Origin of the sequence: Maribacter aquimarinus, assembly GCF_047345505.1 — a bacterium.
GTDB lineage: Bacteria > Bacteroidota > Bacteroidia > Flavobacteriales > Flavobacteriaceae > Maribacter.
Genome location: NZ_JBLFEO010000002.1, coordinates 244,356 through 262,166, shown reverse-complemented (window position 1 = coordinate 262,166; position 17,811 = coordinate 244,356). Strand labels below are relative to the sequence as shown.

Below are 17,811 nucleotides of genomic sequence, written 5' to 3'. Positions count from 1 at the left end.
TTTGGGAAGGCAAATGCCCCTGTGGCCGCTTTGAAGCCGTGCTGTTCCAAGCAGGTTTTTCCCCGTTTTGCACCAACGTTCCCCACTTGGCAAAGTGGGGCAAGATAATCTAAAGTTTAGCGTTTGTTTGGCTGTGGGTTTGCTTATTTCTATCTAGTTTTGCAAAAATTTTACAAAGCATGTTAACAGATTTGATCATGGCAGTGCTCTGGAGCCTTTCGCCCTTTGGCGAGGCCAAGGTGGGCATTCCCTACGGCATTGCCAAAGGGGTGAACAGCCACTTGGTCTTTGTTAGCTGTTTCTTGGCCAATGTGCTGGTTTTTCCCATCATGCTCTTTTTTCTGGAATACATTAACCGGCATCTGGTGCGGTGGCGCTTTTACAAAAAGGGGGCCCTTTGGGTGGCCCGGCGCGCAAAGGCCGGATCCAGTACCAATATCAAGAAATATGGTTTTCTCGGGCTTACCCTCTTTGTCATGATTCCGCTTCCGGGAACCGGGGTGTATGCGGGCAGTATTGCCTCCTATCTCTTTGGCATGGAGCGCAAGCGGGCCTTTTTGGCCAATGCCATTGGCATTTTCTTCTCTTCCCTCATCGTTTGGGCCGTGAGCGTATCGGTGAGCGCCTCCTAAAAATCAAAGGTCAATTGCACGGAGTACTTGGCTTTTTTGTCCTTTGGCCCCCCGCTGTCTTTCCCCGTGTTCAGATTGGCCAGGGAGATGCCCAAAAGGCGTACCGAATTTTGCATTTCCTCTTGGTAGAGCAGGTCCTTTGCCGTGTCCAGGATCAGGTCTTTGTCCGCAATGAAAAAGGGAAGGGTCTTGCTGCGGGTCTGCAGGGTAAAATCGCTGTACTTTATTTTTAAGGTCACCGTTTTTCCGGCCATCTGGGACTTCTTGAGCCTGCGCTCCAACTCCGTGGCTATGTGGTCCAAGCGCTCCAACATAAAGACCTCACTGCTCAGGTTTTGGTCAAAAGTGCGTTCCGCCCCAACTGATTTGGGCGTTCTGTGGGGTTTTACGGGACTATGGTGCACGCCCCGCACCACTTGGTAAAAAAAGGCCCCGCTCTTGCCAAAGTGCTCCTCAAGAAAGGAAGCCGATTTCTGCTTGAGGTCCGCTCCCGTAAAAATCCCCAACCGGTACATCTTCTCTGCCGTGACCTTGCCCACGCCATGGAACTTCCTGATATCCAACGCTTCCAGAAAGGCCTCCACCTCCTCTGGGTTCACCGTCTTCTGGCCATTGGGCTTGTTGACATCGCTGGCCACCTTGGCCACAAATTTATTGATGGAAATGCCCGCAGAGGCCCTTAATCCGGTACGCTCATAGATCAAGGAACGGATTTCCCGGGCCATTAAGGTGGCAGAGGGGTTGCCCTTTTTGTTCTGGGTAACGTCCAGGTAGGCCTCGTCCAGGGACAGGGGTTCCACCAGATCGGTAAATTCATGAAAAATGGAGCGTATCTCCTTGGAAACTTCCTTGTAGCGATCAAAACGGGGTTTCACAAAAATGAGGTCGGGACAATTTTTCTTGGCCAAAAAACCGCTCATCGCGGAGCGCACCCCAAATTTTCGGGCCTCATAGCTGGCGGCCGAAACCACCCCGCGCTGCGCTCCCCCGCCAACGGCCACGGGCTTGCCCCGCAAACTGGGATCGTCATGCTGCTCCACCGAGGCATAGAAGGCATCCATGTCCACGTGTATGATCTTTCGTAAGGGAAGGTCCAAGGCCATTCCCCAAATTTAATTTTTATTTGCGGGTTAAGGGCCAATGCGCATTAAATCCCGATGGGGGGCAATTTTCCGCAGAATGTCCCCATTATTGCTCCCGGGGATGTATCTTTAGCCAAAGACGGGAAACGGTGCACCCCATGCACAACAAAATCCCAAGATCATTGTCCATGGAGCCACAGTCAAAAAAAACGGCCATACTTCTGGGTGCCACCGGCCTTACGGGCGGTATGCTGCTTGGGAAGCTGTTGGATGATGGGCGGTACCAAAAAATCAAGGTCTTTGGCCGGCGCCCCCTGCCCGTGGAGCACCCTAAATTGGAACAGCACCAATGCGACCTCACCCAATTGGTGCGGCAACGATCCCATTTTACCGGGCACGAGGTGTTCTGTTGCATAGGCACCACCAAGGCCAAGACCCCGGACAGGGAAGCTTATGTGGCCGTTGACAAGGGCATTCCCGTCAGTGCGGCCGTTCTCTGCAAAGAGCAAGGGATCCCCACCTTTCTGGTCATCTCGGCGATGGGGGCCGATCCCAAAAGCGCGGTGTTCTACAACAGGACAAAGGGCCAAATGGAAGCTGCCGTGCTAAGCTTGGGCCTCGCCAAGGTCCATGTGCTCCAGCCTGGACTGATCAATGGGCCCCGGAGCGAAAAAAGAACCGGAGAGGACTTCTTAAAGTCGGTCATGAAATTCCTGGACCCGCTCCTTGTGGGCCCTTTAAAAAAATACCGCAGCATTGCCCCCCAAGACATGGCCCGGGCCATGGTGTGGCTGGCCAACCACCCTTACGGGCGGGAACGCATCCCCAATGACATCATTCAAGAACTGGCAAAAAACCAATGACATGCTGGAAGTGGAACGTAAATTTCTGGTGACCTCGGCGGCCTACAAACAAGGGGCCAAGAACAGCACAAGAATAGTACAGGGCTTTCTGAACACGGATCCGGAACGCACCGTACGGGTGCGCATAAGGGACAATGCGGGCTTCCTTACCGTTAAGGGCAAGGGCAACGATACCGGCACCACCCGCTTTGAGTGGGAAAGTGCCATTTCCCTGCAAGACGCCACGGACCTCATTGACCTGTGTGAACCCGGCATCCTGGAAAAAATTAGGCATGAAGTCCCTGTGGGCGACCATCTTTTTGAGGTAGATGAATTCCTGGGCGAGAACAAGGGCCTGGTCATTGCCGAGGTGGAACTGAAGCACGAGGACGAGGTCTTCGTAAGGCCGCACTGGCTGGGGAAAGAGGTCACCGGCCAGGCCCGGTACTACAATTCCCAATTGGCCAAGTTTCCCTTTCGCCAATGACAGTCCTGAGCAAAGCCATCCCAAGCTTTTCCAGGAACCAGACCGGCCCCCTTCCGCTCCCTTTTTAGATGCTTCAAGAACTTGGTACGCTCGTTGGAAAACTTCACACAAATTTAAAGTGGTGCCTTCCTTGAAAGTGTATCAAAAAACCTAACTTAACAAGTTCAACCATCAAGACCGAGCCATGGACAAAACGATACTGGAACAGGAAGGGCTGCAAAAGATACGGAACGACTTTGCCTACCTGATGAACAGCTTTAAGGAAATGTTGGTTTCCTTGGGCGAAGCGGACATTGCCGCGATGATCCCCCTGGAAAATGAAGACACGCCCAAGACCGTGCAACAGGTATCCAACCAAAAGCTGGCGCAGGCCATTGGCATGTCCTTTGAGCTATTGAACCTGGTTGAGGAAAACGCGGCCACCCAATTTAGGCGCAAAACGGAAACGAAGCTGGGATTGGAGACCACCCGGGGCTCTTGGGCAGAGACCTTTGCCCTTTGGAAGCAAGCGGGCCATGACCCCCAAAAAATGGCTTCCCTACTGCCCCAGATCACCGTGACCCCCGTGCTCACCGCCCACCCCACGGAGGCCAAGCGACTTACCGTGCTGGACATCCACAGGGAGCTCTATGTCCTCTTGGTTAAGCATGAGAACCCCTTATGGTCCGCATCGGAAAAGGCAGGCATTAAAAAGGACATTAAAATTGTTTTGGAACGCTGGTGGCGCACCGGGGAGATCTATTTGCAAAAACCCCGGCTGGAAGACGAGCGGAGCAACCTCATGCACTACTTTGTGAACGTTTTTCCCGAAGCCCTTGAGTTAACGGACCAGCGCCTGCTGAACGCGTGGCAATACTCGGGCCTGCCCACGAATCTCTTGGCCTGGCCCGAGCAGTTCCCCAAACTCCAGTTTGGCAGTTGGGTGGGCGGCGACCGTGACGGACATCCCTTTGTAACCCCCCAATTTACGGCAGACACCCTGGCCCTGCACCGGCAGGCCGCGCTTAAAATCCTCCGCAAAGAATTGGTGCAATTGGCCAAGGCCCTGAGTTTTTCGGAATTCCTGAACCCCTTTCCCGAAGATTTTTTGGGAGAATTGCAACGCCAGGCAGCGGCCCTGGGCACAGAAGGAAGGGCGGCCCTGGAACGGAATCCTTCAGAGCCCCTGCGCCAAATGCTGAACCTTATGCTGGTGCGTCTGGACCGCACGGCGCAAGAGAACCTTGGCGGGGATGAAAACACCTTTTACAAACAACCGGAAGCCTTGGCAAAAGACCTAACCAACCTGCGCGCCCTGTTGGTGGGCCTAAAGGCAGAGAACATTGCCAAGCACCACCTCTTTAGGGCAGAAAGGACCTTGGCATCATTTGGCTTTCACCTGGCAAAATTGGACATACGCCAAAACAGTGCCTATCACGAAATAGCCATGGAACAGATTTTAAAGGCCTCTGGTGCGGAAGACCACGCCTATGGCAGTTGGAGCGAAGAAAAAAGACTGGTTTTCATCCACGCGGAACTGGAGCGCAACCGCCCCTTTTTGGTGGCCCACACCCGCTGTGGCGAAGAGGCGGACAATGTGTTGGGCTACCTCAAGGTGGTAAAAAAATATGTTGATGGTTACGGAACGGCCGGCATTGGTTCGGTGATCGTGAGCATGACCCGCAGTCTCAGCGACCTGCTGGTGGTGCACCTTTTCTTGCGCGAGGTGGGCCTCAAGGAGGCCAAGCTTTCGGTGGTGCCCCTCTTGGAAACCATAGACGACCTTATGGCCGGACCGGACATTTTGGAGGCTTTCCTTGGCCACCCCTTTGTGCAGGAGCAGCGGGAGGGAAAAACAGACTTTGTGCAGGAAGTGATGCTGGGCTACAGCGACAGCAACAAGGACGGGGGCATTCTTACCAGCAAATGGAACATTTACCGGGCAGAGGAAAAACTGACACAAACAGGGAACCGCTTGGGGGTAAAACTGCGCTTTTTCCACGGGCGCGGTGGCACCATAAGCCGTGGTGGCGGCAAAATCCACCGTTTTTTGGAGAGCATGCCCCCAGGGGCCATGAGCGGCGATGTAAAGATGACGGTCCAGGGAGAGACCATTGCCAACCAGTTCGCCAACCGCATCAATGCCAGCTATAACCTGGAAATGTTCCTCTCCGGTACGGCGCGGCAGGCCATGCTGCGTCCCAACGGAAAAGAGCACGAAGAACGCTTGTTCGGCATATTGGATAGCCTGGTGAACAGTTCCAGGGAACAGTACCGGCGGCTGCTGGACCACCCGAAATTCATATCGTTCTATAGCCAGGCCACGCCCATAGATGTCTTGGAACAGAGTAAGATCGGATCACGGCCCGCCCGCCGGACCGGCCAACGTTCGCTAAACGATCTGCGCTCCATTCCGTGGGTCTTTAGCTGGAACCAAAGCCGGTTTAACCTCACCGGTTGGTACGGCACCGGTACCGCCCTGCGCAAACTAAAGGAACAACAGCCCAATGATTTTAATTTCCTGAAGGAGAAGGCCGCGGCTTGGCCCTTTTTAAAATTCGGGCTCATACAGATCGAGACCAACCTCCTGAACAGCAATACCCGCATCATGCAGGTTTTTGCCGAGCTGGTAGCGGACACGGAGACCAGGGCCAGCCTTATGGAAATGATCTTGGCAGACTATCACAGTGGGCTGGAGCACATAGAGGAACTTATGGGCGAGCGCGCCTCAGAACGCCGCGTTTCCAGATTGGAGAACAACAAATTGCGCAAAGCTTCCCTGGATGTTTTGCATCGCATACAAGTGGCGAGCCTAACCGAGTGGCGCAGCCTAAGGGAAACCGATCCGGAGGCCGCCAATGCCATGTTGCCCAACCTGTTGCTGTTGGTGAACGCACTGGCGGGAGGGCTCAAGGCCACGGGCTAGGGAAAAAGTACAAAACCCACTATCTGCAAGGTGTGGAACCGCTGTGCACATTTGCTGTGTATGGGCCAAACAACATATGGAACCCTTGTTCCCGGACAGTCCGCAAGATACCTTGTAGCCTTACCATCTTTGGGGGTAAGCCCCAATGCCTTTTCTTCATCGGTTAAAACGTAAAGGGCATGCATCATCTGGTCCTTTTCCTTTTCTGTTTGGTAAATCTGCGATGGACATCTTTTAAATCCACTGCCCTATCCGAAAAACAAGCGGTAAAAGGTCTTAAGCCCAAATGATGTGTTGGCACTTCGTTTTTAAGCTTGGAGCTACCATCCATACCGGGCTTGCATTGATATAAATATGGCATCGACAGGGCTACAACGCAAAAAAATAGGGCAGCGATAGTATTTGCCCCAGCTCGCGGCTGCAATAGTTTTGCCAGTGCAAATTTTGGACTAAACATCTCTTTTAACGGGTTTTACATCAATTGGGAAGATGGTGACAACATCCATGATTGGCCCTGCCAACATAACCGTATTTTTAACCCTTAGCAGAACAGCGTGCAAGAAGCACGGTTGTTTCCAACTTTAAAACCAGCGACATGTTAGCGGCATGCCAAGTGCAGCGTCATTACAAATCAGATGGTAGCCACTGCGCCACTGGTAGGGGAGGCCCATATCTTGTCCTCTTTTTTATACTTTCCCTTTTTTGCTCCAATGGCCTTTTTGCACAGACCGCCACCGATGATTTCAGTGCGATCGGCAATGTGTTCGGCGGAAGTGTCAGCGGAAGCGGTTGGGTAAACGACAGCTGGGTAAGATCGGGAAACAATGGCAATGGCGCAGATGTAAGGGCCCTTGATCCTACAGATCCCGATGACAACATTGGCGGAAATTTATTACAACTTGATGATGAAGATGCAGGCGCATACAGAATAGTGGATCTGAGCGGAGCCACTTCCGCTACCCTGAGCTTTGAGTACGACTATGACAATGCAATGGATGGTGGTGAAGAATTATTGATACGAATGGATCCAGAAAATGACGGCACCTACATCACCCTACAAACAATAACCGCAACCACTACATCGCCCAACCCAAAAGTTCCCGTCACCATTACCGTAACTCCCGCCAATTTGGGAGGGGCCAACACACGTATCCAATTTATTACGGGCACAAACAGTTCCATTAACGCCAATGGAGAGGATTGGTGGATAGACAATGTAACCCTGAACTATACCCTTGCCATAGATACGGATGGCGATGGCGTTCTTGATCCGTTGGACCTGGACGCCGACAATGACGGCATCCTGGATGCGGTTGAAAAATATGAAATAAGCCCGCACACCTTGGAAACCGGAGGGGCCACTACGGTAACCACAGGGCCAATGACTTCCATGGTGCTGGAGGTAAGCTCCTTGGACAACAGCTTTAACCTGAACATAAACGGGGTGCCTTTGGTTCCCACGGAACTACAGTTCAACCCACAAACTTCCCCCATAGGCCGATCCTTGGCCCGTTTTGCCTCAGACAATACATCCCACAACTCAAATGGAAATTCCAATATCTGGAGTTTTAACTGGGACAACGGCAATCCCAATTTTTTGTTGATGCGCATTGTAATTGATGAAAATGGGGCGGTAAGCCTTCAAGGAAAACGTACCATTTCCTCCCCTTTGGAGGATATGGTCATCAACGCTCCCGATCCCGGCTTCAACACCATACCCTTGAACAATACGGGATCAAATGTGATATCCTTTACCCAACATGTACAGGGGCCTACCCATTTTTATTCCATTCTTTATGCCAGACAGATCGTGGATACAGATACGGATGGCGTCCCGGATTACTTGGACCTTGATAGCGACAATGACGGAATACCGGACAATGTGGAAGCACAGACCACTGCGGGCTATGTTCCGCCCAATACCGACACAAACGCGAACTATACCAACAACAATGGGGTAAACTCTGCCTATTTGGGCGGGTTAACACCCGAAAATACGGATGGCACCGACACTTGGGACTTTAGGGACACCAACTCGGACAATGAAGGTGCGAACGACACTACCGAAGCCGGAATTGCACTTTCTGGAATGGATGCGGACAATGATGGTTTGGATGATGCCATAGACACCGATCTATCCGGTTACGGAGATCCCGGCGGAACCATTGATGGCCCCCTTAATGCTCCGGTGCAGCTTTTGGATGCCGATAACGATGCCAACAGCGGTGGGGATGTGGACTTTAGGGACGCTACGGACAACAGACCGGACAATGATATGGACGGTATTGTGGATGTCCTTGATTTTGACGATGACAATGACGGCATTCTGGATGCGGACGAAGGTTGTGGCAATTTAGTGATGAACCCCTCTTTTGAACAGCAAGATTTTTCGAATGCAACCCTGTTCCCAAATGGGGGCACCAGCGCAGCGGGCACTTTCATAGGTTTAAACCTAAACACCAACACCCTGGCCGGATGGAACTATACCCAAAACCTGGACGGATGGATCGAGGGCCAATCCCCATCTTGGGACACCAACAACGTTTTTGCCCAAGCCTATCATGGCTCCCAGTTCATAGATGTTATAGGAAGTAATTCCCAAAATGGCCTTAACAACACCCTGACCCAGACCATACAAACCGAGGTGGGACAAACCTATACCCTTGCCTTTTTTTGGGGAGAAGATATTGGTCATGCCACCGGCGCACCCGTACAGCTTGAAGTTGCCGTTATGGACAGCGGCAATGTAAGCCTCATTGCCCAGACCCTTACCAACGCCGCAGAGGGAATCATAGCAAACGTCAGGGGACCAAAAAAATGGTACTATTTTGAGCGGGAGTTCACCGCGACCACAACAAATACAACCCTTCAGTTCATAACCATTCCCGATGGGCCGTTCAACGGTGCTGCACTGGATTTTGTGAGTGTCACCAAAAATGGGGCTTGCCAAGACACCGATGGAGATGGCGTAGAGGACGCCCATGACCTTGACAGCGACAACGACGGCATATATGATGCCGTGGAGGCAGGCCACGGCCAAGCCCATACCAACGGAGTTGTGAACGGAGCGGTTGGCAATGATGGCGTTCCCGACACGGTACAGAACGCACCGAACAACGAAACCATAAACTACGCCATCAGTGACTCGGACGGCGATGTCGTTCATGATGCTTTCGAAACGGATAGTGATGGCGATGGCTGTGCCGATACCCTTGAAGCAGGTTTTACCGATGGAGACAATGATGGTTTCTTGGGCACATCTCCCATTACGGTGAACGCCAATGGTCTGGTAACGGGACAAGGTGGCTACCTTGCCCCAGCCGACGCCAACGCAAATACCACCTTCGATTTTCAAGAAGTGGGAATAGCCCCCACCATAACCACGGAGCCCTTGGACACGACCACCTTTACCGGCAATGGCGCTTCCTTCTCAGCCGTTGGGGACAATACCATTACCTATCAATGGCAAATTAGTGTTGACGGTGGCTCTACGTTCACCGATTTAACCAATGGTGGGCCGTACACAGGAACCGCTACCCCAAGCCTGAACATAGCCACAACGGACATCGGCATGAACAATTACCAGTATAGGCTTGTGGGCACAAACACGGCCTTTATTTGCGCCACACCCGTACTTTCAAGGGTGGCTGTCTTAAATGTTAGGGTAAGAACGGTCATTACCAACAGGAGAATCACCCACAGGGTGAACGGGAATTAATCCCATTCTCCATTTGAAAATCTGCCTATAAAAAGCTTTTTTTTACACATTCGCCGTCGCCAAATAAAACAATGGCTGCGGCCATCCTTGGATTTTATTCCTGAACCGGTAAACATATTTCAAATTTTCAGTGCGATTTTTAAAACCTAAGTGGCAACCGTTTGAAACACGTCTTCACGGATATGTTTCAAAAAACGCCCGACTATTTGAAAACTAGTAAGTCACAGCTTTTGTATGATGCGGAATATAGTGGAACCGGGGACCCAACATCCAACAAAACACCAAACAAAAACACGGAAATGAAAAAAGCACCGCCGTTGCGGTGCTTTGTGTGGAGAATACCGGAGTCGAACCGGTGACCTCTTGCCTGCCAGGCAAGCGCTCTAGCCAGCTGAGCTAATCCCCCGTTTTAATATTTTTCTTGCGCCATCTGCGGCCCGCTGCTGATTTCATATATTTTTCTCTAACTCTTACTTCTTGTTTGCTCTCGAAGACTTCGGTATGAACAATTTTCCAAGGTTTGAATGCCTTGGTACTCTTTACTTGACCCAAGTTATGAACTTCTAACCTTGCCGCTATTTCATTGGCAATGCCAATGTAAAATCTACCAAATTTATCACTGTAAAGAACGTATTGGTAAACCAAGCTACTAAGTTTTCGCTCCCCGCCCGTACCTAACGGCACGTTCGGGCGGGTAGCCAGCCGAGCTAATCCCCCATTTGACTGGCGCAAAGGAACTACATTTTCAGAAAGTATCAAAATAGTTGGGCATCTTTCTTGTCCTGCACGCGTGGGTGGGAAAAGGGAAGGTGGTCGGGGCATTTTTAAAGGAAAAAAAGCGATGGCCCAAGGAGCCTGTGCACCAAGGACAAGCCTTGCGGCAAACTAATTTTTCGGCTATCTTTTGCCCATGATCGTGCCCGCCGAAAAAAAAGACATCACAGCCCTGCTCCACATTGCCCAGGCGTGCCGCAAGCATATGGAAGCGCAGCACATTTATCAATGGACACCACGGTACCCCGCCCGCCACCACTTTGAAAATGACCTGGCGGACAAGGGACTTTTTTGTCTCAAGGACAACGAACGCATCATTGGCTGTGTGGCCCTTTCCACAAAGATGGACAAGGTATATGGCACCGTTCAATGGCGCACGCCCACAAGCCGCCATCTCTACGTGCACCGCCTGGCCGTTCACCCCCATTTCCAAGGCCAGGGAAATGCCCGGAAATTAATGGATTTTGCAGAAAATAAAGCCCGTATGGACCAAGCGGTCTCCGTAAGACTTGATACCTTTGGCGGCAATAAAAGAAACCAACGGTTTTACGAGCTTCGTGGCTACCAAAAGTTGGGCAAGGTCTATTTTCCCCAACAAAGCGCGCAGCCGTTCCACTGCTACGAACTCATACTTGCACCCAGTTTATGATCAGCACCACGGCGGTCACCTTTAGGAACATAAACCGTTTGGCCATACCCGCCACCATTTCGGGCATCGCCGAGCCCATACTTTCCATAACGGATACGGCCATTGTGGGCAACATTCCAGAAAACGGACTGGAGTCGCTCGCGGCCGTGGGCATTGTGGGCTCTTTTCTCTCCATGCTCATTTGGGTGCTGGGACAGACCCGCAGCGCCATCTCCGCCATTGTTTCCCAGTATCTGGGCGCCGGACGGCTAGAGGATGTGAAAGACCTCCCCGCACAAGCTATTTTTTTGAACATTCTGTTGAGCCTTATCATCCTTTTTGGCACCATTTTTATCGCGGAGGGCATCTTTTCCCTTTTTGGCGCCTCGGGGAAAATTTTGGAGTATTGTGTATCGTACTATACCATCCGCGTCTGGGGCTTTCCGCTCACCCTGTTCACTTTTGCCCTCTTTGGCATCTTCAGGGGACTGCAGAACACCTATTATCCCATGCTCATAGCCATTATTGGGGCCACTGTGAACATTGTCCTGGATTTTGCCCTGGTGTTTGGCATTGAGGGCCTGATCCCCGCCATGCACCTGGAAGGTGCCGCCTGGGCCAGCTTGATCGCCCAGGGCACCATGGCCCTTCTGGTGTTCTTCCTGTTGCGGGCCAAGACCAACATTGGCCTAAAGCTTCAATTTCCCTTTAACAGGGAACTGAAACGCCTGATCTATATGAGCCTGAACCTCTTTGTCAGGGCACTTGCCCTGAACACGGCACTCATCCTGGCCGTGCGGGAGGCCACGGTGCTGGGAGACCGTTATATAGGTGCCCATACCATTGCCATAAACCTCTGGCTCTTTTCGGCCTTTTTCATAGACGGCTATGCCGCCGCGGGCAACAGCATGTCCGGGAAACTGTTGGGCGAGAAAAACTACAATGGCCTATGGTTGCTGGCCAAAAAGATCATGGGTTACGGGATGGTGGTCAGCGTGCTGCTGATGCTGGCCGGATTTGTCTTTTATGAACCCTTGGGCAACATCTTCTCCAATGAGGAAATGGTGCTCAGCACCTTTTACGGCATCTTCTTCATTGTGATCATTGGCCTGCCCATGAACACCATGGCTTTTATCTATGACGGTCTTTTCAAGGGCCTGGGCGAAATGAAGTACCTGAGGAACGTACTGTTGGCGGCCACGTTCATGGGCTTTGTGCCCACCCTGTATTTTGGCAAGTTCATGGGCTGGGGCCTACAGGCCATTTGGATCGCCTTTGTGGTATGGATGGCCATTAGGGGCGGGGCCCTGGTCTGGAAATTTAGGCGCATGTTCCGGCCGCTCCTAAACCCATAAAATGAGCAGGTATTGGGGTGCGCCAAAAGGTCTACACTTTAATGAAGATCTTGCGCTGGTACAGCACGTAGGCCAATAGGCAGTAAAAGGCCACCACGGTCAGGGCATAGAGCAAGGACGACATTTGCAGGGAAAGAAAATCATGCACATAAAGGGTGTTAAAGAGCCATCCGTGAAGGGATTGTGCCTCGTTCACCTTAATGAGCCCCATCACCTTTGTAATAAAGCTCGATAAAAAATACACCACAATGGCGTTGGCCCCGGCATACCGGAAAATACTGCCAAATTTAATGCCCTTTACATCGGTGAGATAGTATATCAAGGCAAGGGTTAGATTGGCCCATCCGGCGGTGACCAGCACAAAACTGCTGGTCCACAGGGCCTTGTTGATGGGAAAAAAGAGGTCCCAAAGATGGCCAATGATCAAGAAAGATCCACCGATGCCCACCAAAATCGTGGCCTTCTTGGGTTGTTTGGAGGTCAGGACAAGGCCGGTAAAAGTGCCCAGCAGCGCGCTGGCAATGGAGGGCAGGGTGCTCAAGAGCCCCTCTGGGTCATAGTCCGGCTGCCACATATGGCTCCCCAAAATGTTCAGGTCCAGATAGTTGGCCAAGTTATTGGCTGCCCGATCAAAGGTTGGGGGCATTCCGTCCACGGGAACAAAGGCCATCAACAACCAATAACCCACCAAAATGGAGATGCAGATACCGATCAAGGTCTTCCAATGTAGGTTGATGAACAGGATGGCGGCAAAAAAGAACACCACCCCAATGCGCTGCAGCACACCGGGAATACGGATGTCTGCCCAATCTTTTATAAATGGGAAACTCAGGGTAAAGGCCCCCAAGAACAGTCCAAGGCCGATCAATTTTAAGCTGCGCACGGTAATTTTCCGGTAGGTGCCGGCATTGACCGCCCTGTTTTTGTAGGAAAACACAATGGACGTGCCCACAATGAACAAGAAGAAGGGGAAAACCAGATCCGTGGGCGTATAGCCATGCCATTCGGCGTGCAACAATGGCGCATAGACCGCGGACCAAGTGCCGGGGGTGTTCACCAAGATCATCAAGACAATGGTGGCCCCCCTAAAAATATCTACCGAAAGAATGCGCTGTTTCATATCATCTACCGCTGTTGGTTAAAAAAATTCGGTACGGTTCTGTAATTTTCATGATGCACGATCGGTTACAGGATATGGTCTTTCATGCGGTTCCATGCCTTGACCAACAAAAAGGCCGAGACCGCGGCCACACCGGTCAAAACCATGGCCGAAGTGGTTTCCCCATAGATCCAGTGCCCCGTGGCGAACATGATGGAATAGATGAGCACGCAGCCAATGAGCATGGCCGTAATGCCGGATGGCACGCTCCACTTCTCTTCCCTGTTCACAATGTTCTGGTTCTCTGCCTTTGCGTCAGACACCACTTTGGTCCATCCAGGTCCGCCGGGCTGTATTTTTCTGTAAAAGCTGCGCAATACCTCTGGTGATTCCGGTTGGGTCATGAATGTGGCCGCCAACCAAATGGCAGTGGTCACCAACACCACAAAAGGGTATTCTGCCCAACTGGGAAAGACGCCCTCTCCCGCGGCAAAAAGCCAGGGCCCCAGGGCCGTGGTCTTGAGCAAAATGGAAATGATGCCCGAGGCGAACATGGCCGTGATTTCGCTCCATGCATTGATGCGCCACCAGAACCACCGCAAGATGAAGATAAGGCCCGTTCCCGCACCAAACACCAACAATATTTCAAACAGCTGAAGGGCGTTCTGCAGGGCCAGGGCCAAAATGGCGCTGAGCACCATGAGCACCACGGTGCTCAAACGGCCCACCGCCACCATTTGCTTTTCCGTGGCCTCGGGGTTTACCTGTTGTTTGTAAAAATCGAACACGATGTAGGAAGAGCCCCAGTTCAACTGCGTGGATATGGTGCTCATGTATGCGGCCACAAGAGAGGCCAACACCACGCCCAGGAGCCCACTGGGCAGTTTGGTGAGCATGGCCGAGTAGGCCAGGTCATGCCCCAGTTTATCTTCCGTTACATTGGGAAAGGCCTCTTGGATACTGGCCAGGTCCGGATAGACCACCAAGGAAGCCAAGGCCACCAAGATCCAAGGCCAGGGACGCAGGGCATAGTGCATGATGTTAAAAAAGAAGGTGGCCCCAATGGCGTGGTTCTCATCCTTGGCCGCGAGCATGCGTTGGGCAATGTAGCCCCCCCCTCCCGGTTCCGCCCCGGGATACCAAGAGCTCCACCACTGCACGGCCAGGGGAATGATCAGCAAAGTGATCAGCGCCTCGGTGTTGCCCAGATCAGGCAGAATATTGAGCTTTCCCTGAACGTTCTCGTGGGCCATCAAGGAGTTTATACCGCCCACCTCGGGTATGTTCACCAAGTAATAGGCTGCACCGATGGCCCCCGCCATGGCCACAAAAAACAACAGAAAATCGGTATAGACCACGCCCTTAAAACCTCCAAGGGCACTGAAGGTCACCGTAATGAGGCCCGCACTGACCACGGTTTGCCAGGGCTCCAGGCCCAGCATGACGCTTCCGATCTTTATGGCGGCCAAGGTCACGGCAGACATGGTGATCACATTGAAGATGATGCCCAGATAAACGGCCCTGAACTTTCTCAAGAAACTGGCCGGTTTGCCGCCGTAGCGCAGTTCATAAAATTCCAGGTCCGTGTTCACGTTGGATTTTCGCCAGAGCTTGGCATAGACAAAAACGGTGAGCAGCCCCGTAAGGAGAAAGGCCCACCACACCCAGTTTCCAGAGACCCCATTGGTACGGACAATGTCCGTGACCAAATTGGGCGTATCGGTGGAGAAGGTGGTGGCCACCATGGAAAGGCCCAACAACCACCAGGGCATGGTGCGGCCAGAAAGAAAAAACTCGGAGGAGTTCTTTCCCGACTTTTTGGACACGAAAATCCCGATGCCTAAAACAATCGAGAAAAATACAATGATAAAGCCGTAATCCAGCGTACTGAGCTCCATAGGTTGGGTTTTGGTTTAAAGGTTAAAGATATGTTTTTTTAACTACCTTTTACCATTTGGAATGCACAGGGATGCACAGGACGGAAACAGTCTTTTGGCTTTCAGAACATAGGGGAGGGAAATTACAGCCCACAGACCCGTTCCAAAGAGGGGTTTTAGCCTCTATCCCTGCCCCTGTCCGCGAAACGTGCACATGTCCAAACGGCCCCAAGGGAACGTTTTGTGGGTTCCAAAAACAAAGAGCGAACCAACGTACATGCATTCCAGAACGGGACAAAACGGCCGGCGCGAACGCCATTGGCCTCCCAACGTTCAAGAAAGATGTCATCCATAAATATCCATACCGTTAATTTCTTTTGCTTTAACTTGCCGCTTGCAAACAAACACGGAGCCAAACGCCTGATAAAATCGGGATGTCTCGGTCTGTAAAAAGTGCGGGCAGACCATGGACAACAACAGGCCCTCCCAGTTCATTAATTTCCAAAACCATTACAATCACACCCTATTTCATAGCATTGCAACCCGGTTTAACGCCCACCCAATGGCTTTTGGGGTTTGCGGCCGCATTTGTCATTGGTATTTCCAAGGCGGGCATAAAAGGGGTGGCCGTGATCAATGTTACCTTTATGGCCCTGGCCTTTGGGGCCAAGGAATCCACCGGTCTGGTGGTGCCCTTATTGGTGCTGGCGGACATCTTTGCCGTGATCTACTACAACCGCCATACCCAGTGGCACTATGTCTTTAAAGTACTCCCGTGGATGGTCCTGGGCATTGTTCTTGGCACCCTGGCGGGCAAGGACCTGCCGGAACAGCTTTTTAAAATAGGTATGGCCATCATCATCTTTGTCACCGTGGGCATGATGTATTGGTGGGACCGCAAAAAGAGCAAGACCGTGCCCACCCACTGGGGCTTTGCCAGTACCATTGGCACATTGGCCGGGTTTACCACCATGGTGGGCAACTTGGCGGACGCCTTTGCCAACATCTATTTTTTGGCCATGCGCCTCCCCAAGAACCACTTCATTGGCACCGCTGCCTGGCTCTTCCTGATCGTGAACATCATTAAACTGCCCTTTCACATCTTTGTTTGGGAGACCATAACCGTGAACACCCTTGTGGTGGACCTAAAACTGCTGCCAGGCATCTTTCTGGGCTTTTTTGTGGGGATCAAGATCGTTAAACAAATTAATGAGGCCTTTTTTAGGAAAATGATTCTGGTGCTTACCGCCTTGGGCGCCTTGCTCATTCTGTTTCGTTAGTGGGCAACAAAGGGTGATTATATAGGGCGAAAGGCTTCAGCCCAATCGAATTTACCTTTACAACATATTGTTATACAGATGTCTGAATATCTTATTTGATTTTTAGGGCCAAGGTTGAAGGGCAAGGCGCACAACGCACTAACACCGCTTCTTACCTCCTTTTACATCCTGCCGGAACCTTTCCCTTTCCCTGGGAAATCAACTCCCAATTATTTGTTAATTACATTGTTTTTGTTTAACTTTATAAAGGATGGATTTTTAAACTGAATGTCATGGACAATTACGAAAACACATTGGACGAGAAGGTCATCATGGATGTGGTGATTTTTGTTTTGGTATTGCTCAGTGCCTTCATCTTGCTGCAGCATGCCGGGGAGATACAACGGGACATCAACACCATTATCATTGGGGTGCTGGAAGATGCGGGCAACTCACTTCCGGCCGCTAACTAAGCCTTTTCTGAATACACGCGCACCCATGGTTTGATGGCAACGGGTCACGAAGGTGATGCTGTAGCAATGTATATGGCCCACGGGAGCATAAAGACCTTTTGGTCTTTATTATCTTTGTGAAAGTCCATTGCCTTTTCCAATGGCTTTATCATTCAATGTTCATCTTAAGTCGCGTTACCCCATGGGCACATCTCCCTCCAACCACATAGAATCCCTTCTCTTGGGCTTACAAGCCCCAAAAACCGATTGGCAGAAATTGTTGGGCCAAATTTTAGAACACTTTGATTGCAGCACCGGTACGCTCCATTTCCTGGATGCTGAAAGTAAGCTGTTGCACGTAGCCGCGCACAGCGGGGTGCCCGATTTTCTGGTGCCCAAACTGGCTGTGATTCCCGTGGGCAAGGGAATGGCCGGAATCGCTGCCCAACGAAGGGAGCCGGTGCAACTGTGCAACTTGCAAACGGACAGCTCCGGAGTGGCCCGCCCAGCGGCCAAGGAGACCAAGGTGGAAGGTTCCCTGGCCGTGCCCATGCTGCATGATGGGAAGCTGTACGGGGTCTTGGGCATTGGCAAACAAGTTCCTTACGATTTTACGCAGGAGGAGACCCGGGCACTGCTGTCCGTTGGAGAGGCCATTGCGAAACAACACGGGCAAAGCTGACCCAGCGGGATACCGTTGC

The 17,811-nt window shown here is 51.7% G+C and carries 14 protein-coding genes and 1 tRNA gene; 10 read left to right on the top strand and 5 right to left on the bottom strand.

Features of this window, described 5'->3' with window-relative positions; translation table 11 throughout:
- Positions 1-179: 179 nt before the first annotated feature.
- The gene (locus ACKWCC_RS02555; RefSeq protein ID WP_413994330.1) at positions 180-632 is read left to right on the top strand and encodes a COG2426 family protein; all 453 of its coding nucleotides are present in this window, start codon (positions 180-182) and stop codon (positions 630-632) included.
- Here ACKWCC_RS02555 and dinB read toward each other — a convergent pair.
- Positions 629-1,735, bottom strand: coding sequence for a DNA polymerase IV (gene dinB / locus ACKWCC_RS02550; RefSeq protein ID WP_413994329.1), 1,107 nt, complete (start codon positions 1,733-1,735; stop codon positions 629-631). The genes ACKWCC_RS02555 and dinB overlap by 4 nt on opposite strands.
- A gap of 137 nt (positions 1,736-1,872) precedes the next feature.
- Here dinB and ACKWCC_RS02545 point away from each other — a divergent pair, with 137 nt between their 5' ends.
- The 4 genes from ACKWCC_RS02545 to ACKWCC_RS02530 all read left to right on the top strand — a co-directional run bounded on the left by ACKWCC_RS02545 (position 1,873) and on the right by ACKWCC_RS02530 (position 9,666).
- Complete coding sequence (locus ACKWCC_RS02545; protein ID WP_413994328.1) at positions 1,873-2,577, top strand: NAD(P)H-binding protein; 705 nt, start codon at positions 1,873-1,875, stop codon at positions 2,575-2,577.
- Position 2,578: 1 nt separating this feature from the next.
- Entirely contained in the window at positions 2,579-3,043 is a 465-nt protein-coding gene (locus ACKWCC_RS02540; protein ID WP_413994327.1) for a CYTH domain-containing protein, read from the top strand.
- A 184-nt stretch (positions 3,044-3,227) separates the two neighbouring features.
- The gene (locus ACKWCC_RS02535) at positions 3,228-5,948 is read left to right on the top strand and encodes a phosphoenolpyruvate carboxylase (protein ID WP_413994326.1); all 2,721 of its coding nucleotides are present in this window, start codon (positions 3,228-3,230) and stop codon (positions 5,946-5,948) included.
- Between the two features lie 595 nt (positions 5,949-6,543).
- On the top strand, positions 6,544-9,666 hold the full coding sequence (locus tag ACKWCC_RS02530) for a hypothetical protein (protein WP_413994325.1): 3,123 nt from the start codon (positions 6,544-6,546) through the stop codon (positions 9,664-9,666).
- A gap of 332 nt (positions 9,667-9,998) precedes the next feature.
- Here ACKWCC_RS02530 and ACKWCC_RS02525 read toward each other — a convergent pair.
- Together ACKWCC_RS02525 and ACKWCC_RS02520 are read right to left on the bottom strand one after the other, a co-directional pair.
- Positions 9,999-10,072, bottom strand: a tRNA-Ala gene (locus ACKWCC_RS02525).
- Entirely contained in the window at positions 10,063-10,425 is a 363-nt protein-coding gene (locus ACKWCC_RS02520) for a GIY-YIG nuclease family protein (protein ID WP_413994324.1), read from the bottom strand. The genes ACKWCC_RS02525 and ACKWCC_RS02520 overlap by 10 nt, the downstream gene beginning before the upstream one ends.
- Positions 10,426-10,576: 151 nt before the next feature.
- Here ACKWCC_RS02520 and ACKWCC_RS02515 point away from each other — a divergent pair, with 151 nt between their 5' ends.
- Both ACKWCC_RS02515 and ACKWCC_RS02510 read left to right on the top strand, forming a co-directional pair.
- Positions 10,577-11,089, top strand: a complete 513-nt coding sequence (locus tag ACKWCC_RS02515; protein WP_413994323.1) for a GNAT family N-acetyltransferase — start codon at positions 10,577-10,579, stop codon at positions 11,087-11,089.
- The gene (locus ACKWCC_RS02510) at positions 11,086-12,423 is read left to right on the top strand and encodes an MATE family efflux transporter (protein ID WP_413994322.1); all 1,338 of its coding nucleotides are present in this window, start codon (positions 11,086-11,088) and stop codon (positions 12,421-12,423) included. The genes ACKWCC_RS02515 and ACKWCC_RS02510 overlap by 4 nt, the downstream gene beginning before the upstream one ends.
- 31 nt (positions 12,424-12,454) lie before the next feature.
- On the opposite strand, the gene ACKWCC_RS02505 is transcribed toward ACKWCC_RS02510, so the two are convergent.
- Together ACKWCC_RS02505 and ACKWCC_RS02500 are read right to left on the bottom strand one after the other, a co-directional pair.
- Entirely contained in the window at positions 12,455-13,543 is a 1,089-nt protein-coding gene (locus tag ACKWCC_RS02505) for an acyltransferase family protein (RefSeq protein WP_413994321.1), read from the bottom strand.
- A 65-nt stretch (positions 13,544-13,608) separates the two neighbouring features.
- The gene (locus ACKWCC_RS02500) at positions 13,609-15,420 is read right to left on the bottom strand and encodes a sodium:solute symporter family protein (protein ID WP_413994320.1); all 1,812 of its coding nucleotides are present in this window, start codon (positions 15,418-15,420) and stop codon (positions 13,609-13,611) included.
- A gap of 515 nt (positions 15,421-15,935) precedes the next feature.
- Between ACKWCC_RS02500 and ACKWCC_RS02495 the strand changes: the two genes are divergently transcribed.
- The 3 genes from ACKWCC_RS02495 to ACKWCC_RS02485 all read left to right on the top strand — a co-directional run bounded on the left by ACKWCC_RS02495 (position 15,936) and on the right by ACKWCC_RS02485 (position 17,792).
- Entirely contained in the window at positions 15,936-16,679 is a 744-nt protein-coding gene (locus tag ACKWCC_RS02495) for a sulfite exporter TauE/SafE family protein (RefSeq protein WP_413994319.1), read from the top strand.
- 272 nt (positions 16,680-16,951) lie between these two features.
- Entirely contained in the window at positions 16,952-17,131 is a 180-nt protein-coding gene (locus ACKWCC_RS02490; protein ID WP_413994318.1) for a hypothetical protein, read from the top strand.
- A gap of 181 nt (positions 17,132-17,312) precedes the next feature.
- Entirely contained in the window at positions 17,313-17,792 is a 480-nt protein-coding gene (locus tag ACKWCC_RS02485) for a GAF domain-containing protein (protein ID WP_413994317.1), read from the top strand.
- Positions 17,793-17,811: the final 19 nt, after the last annotated feature.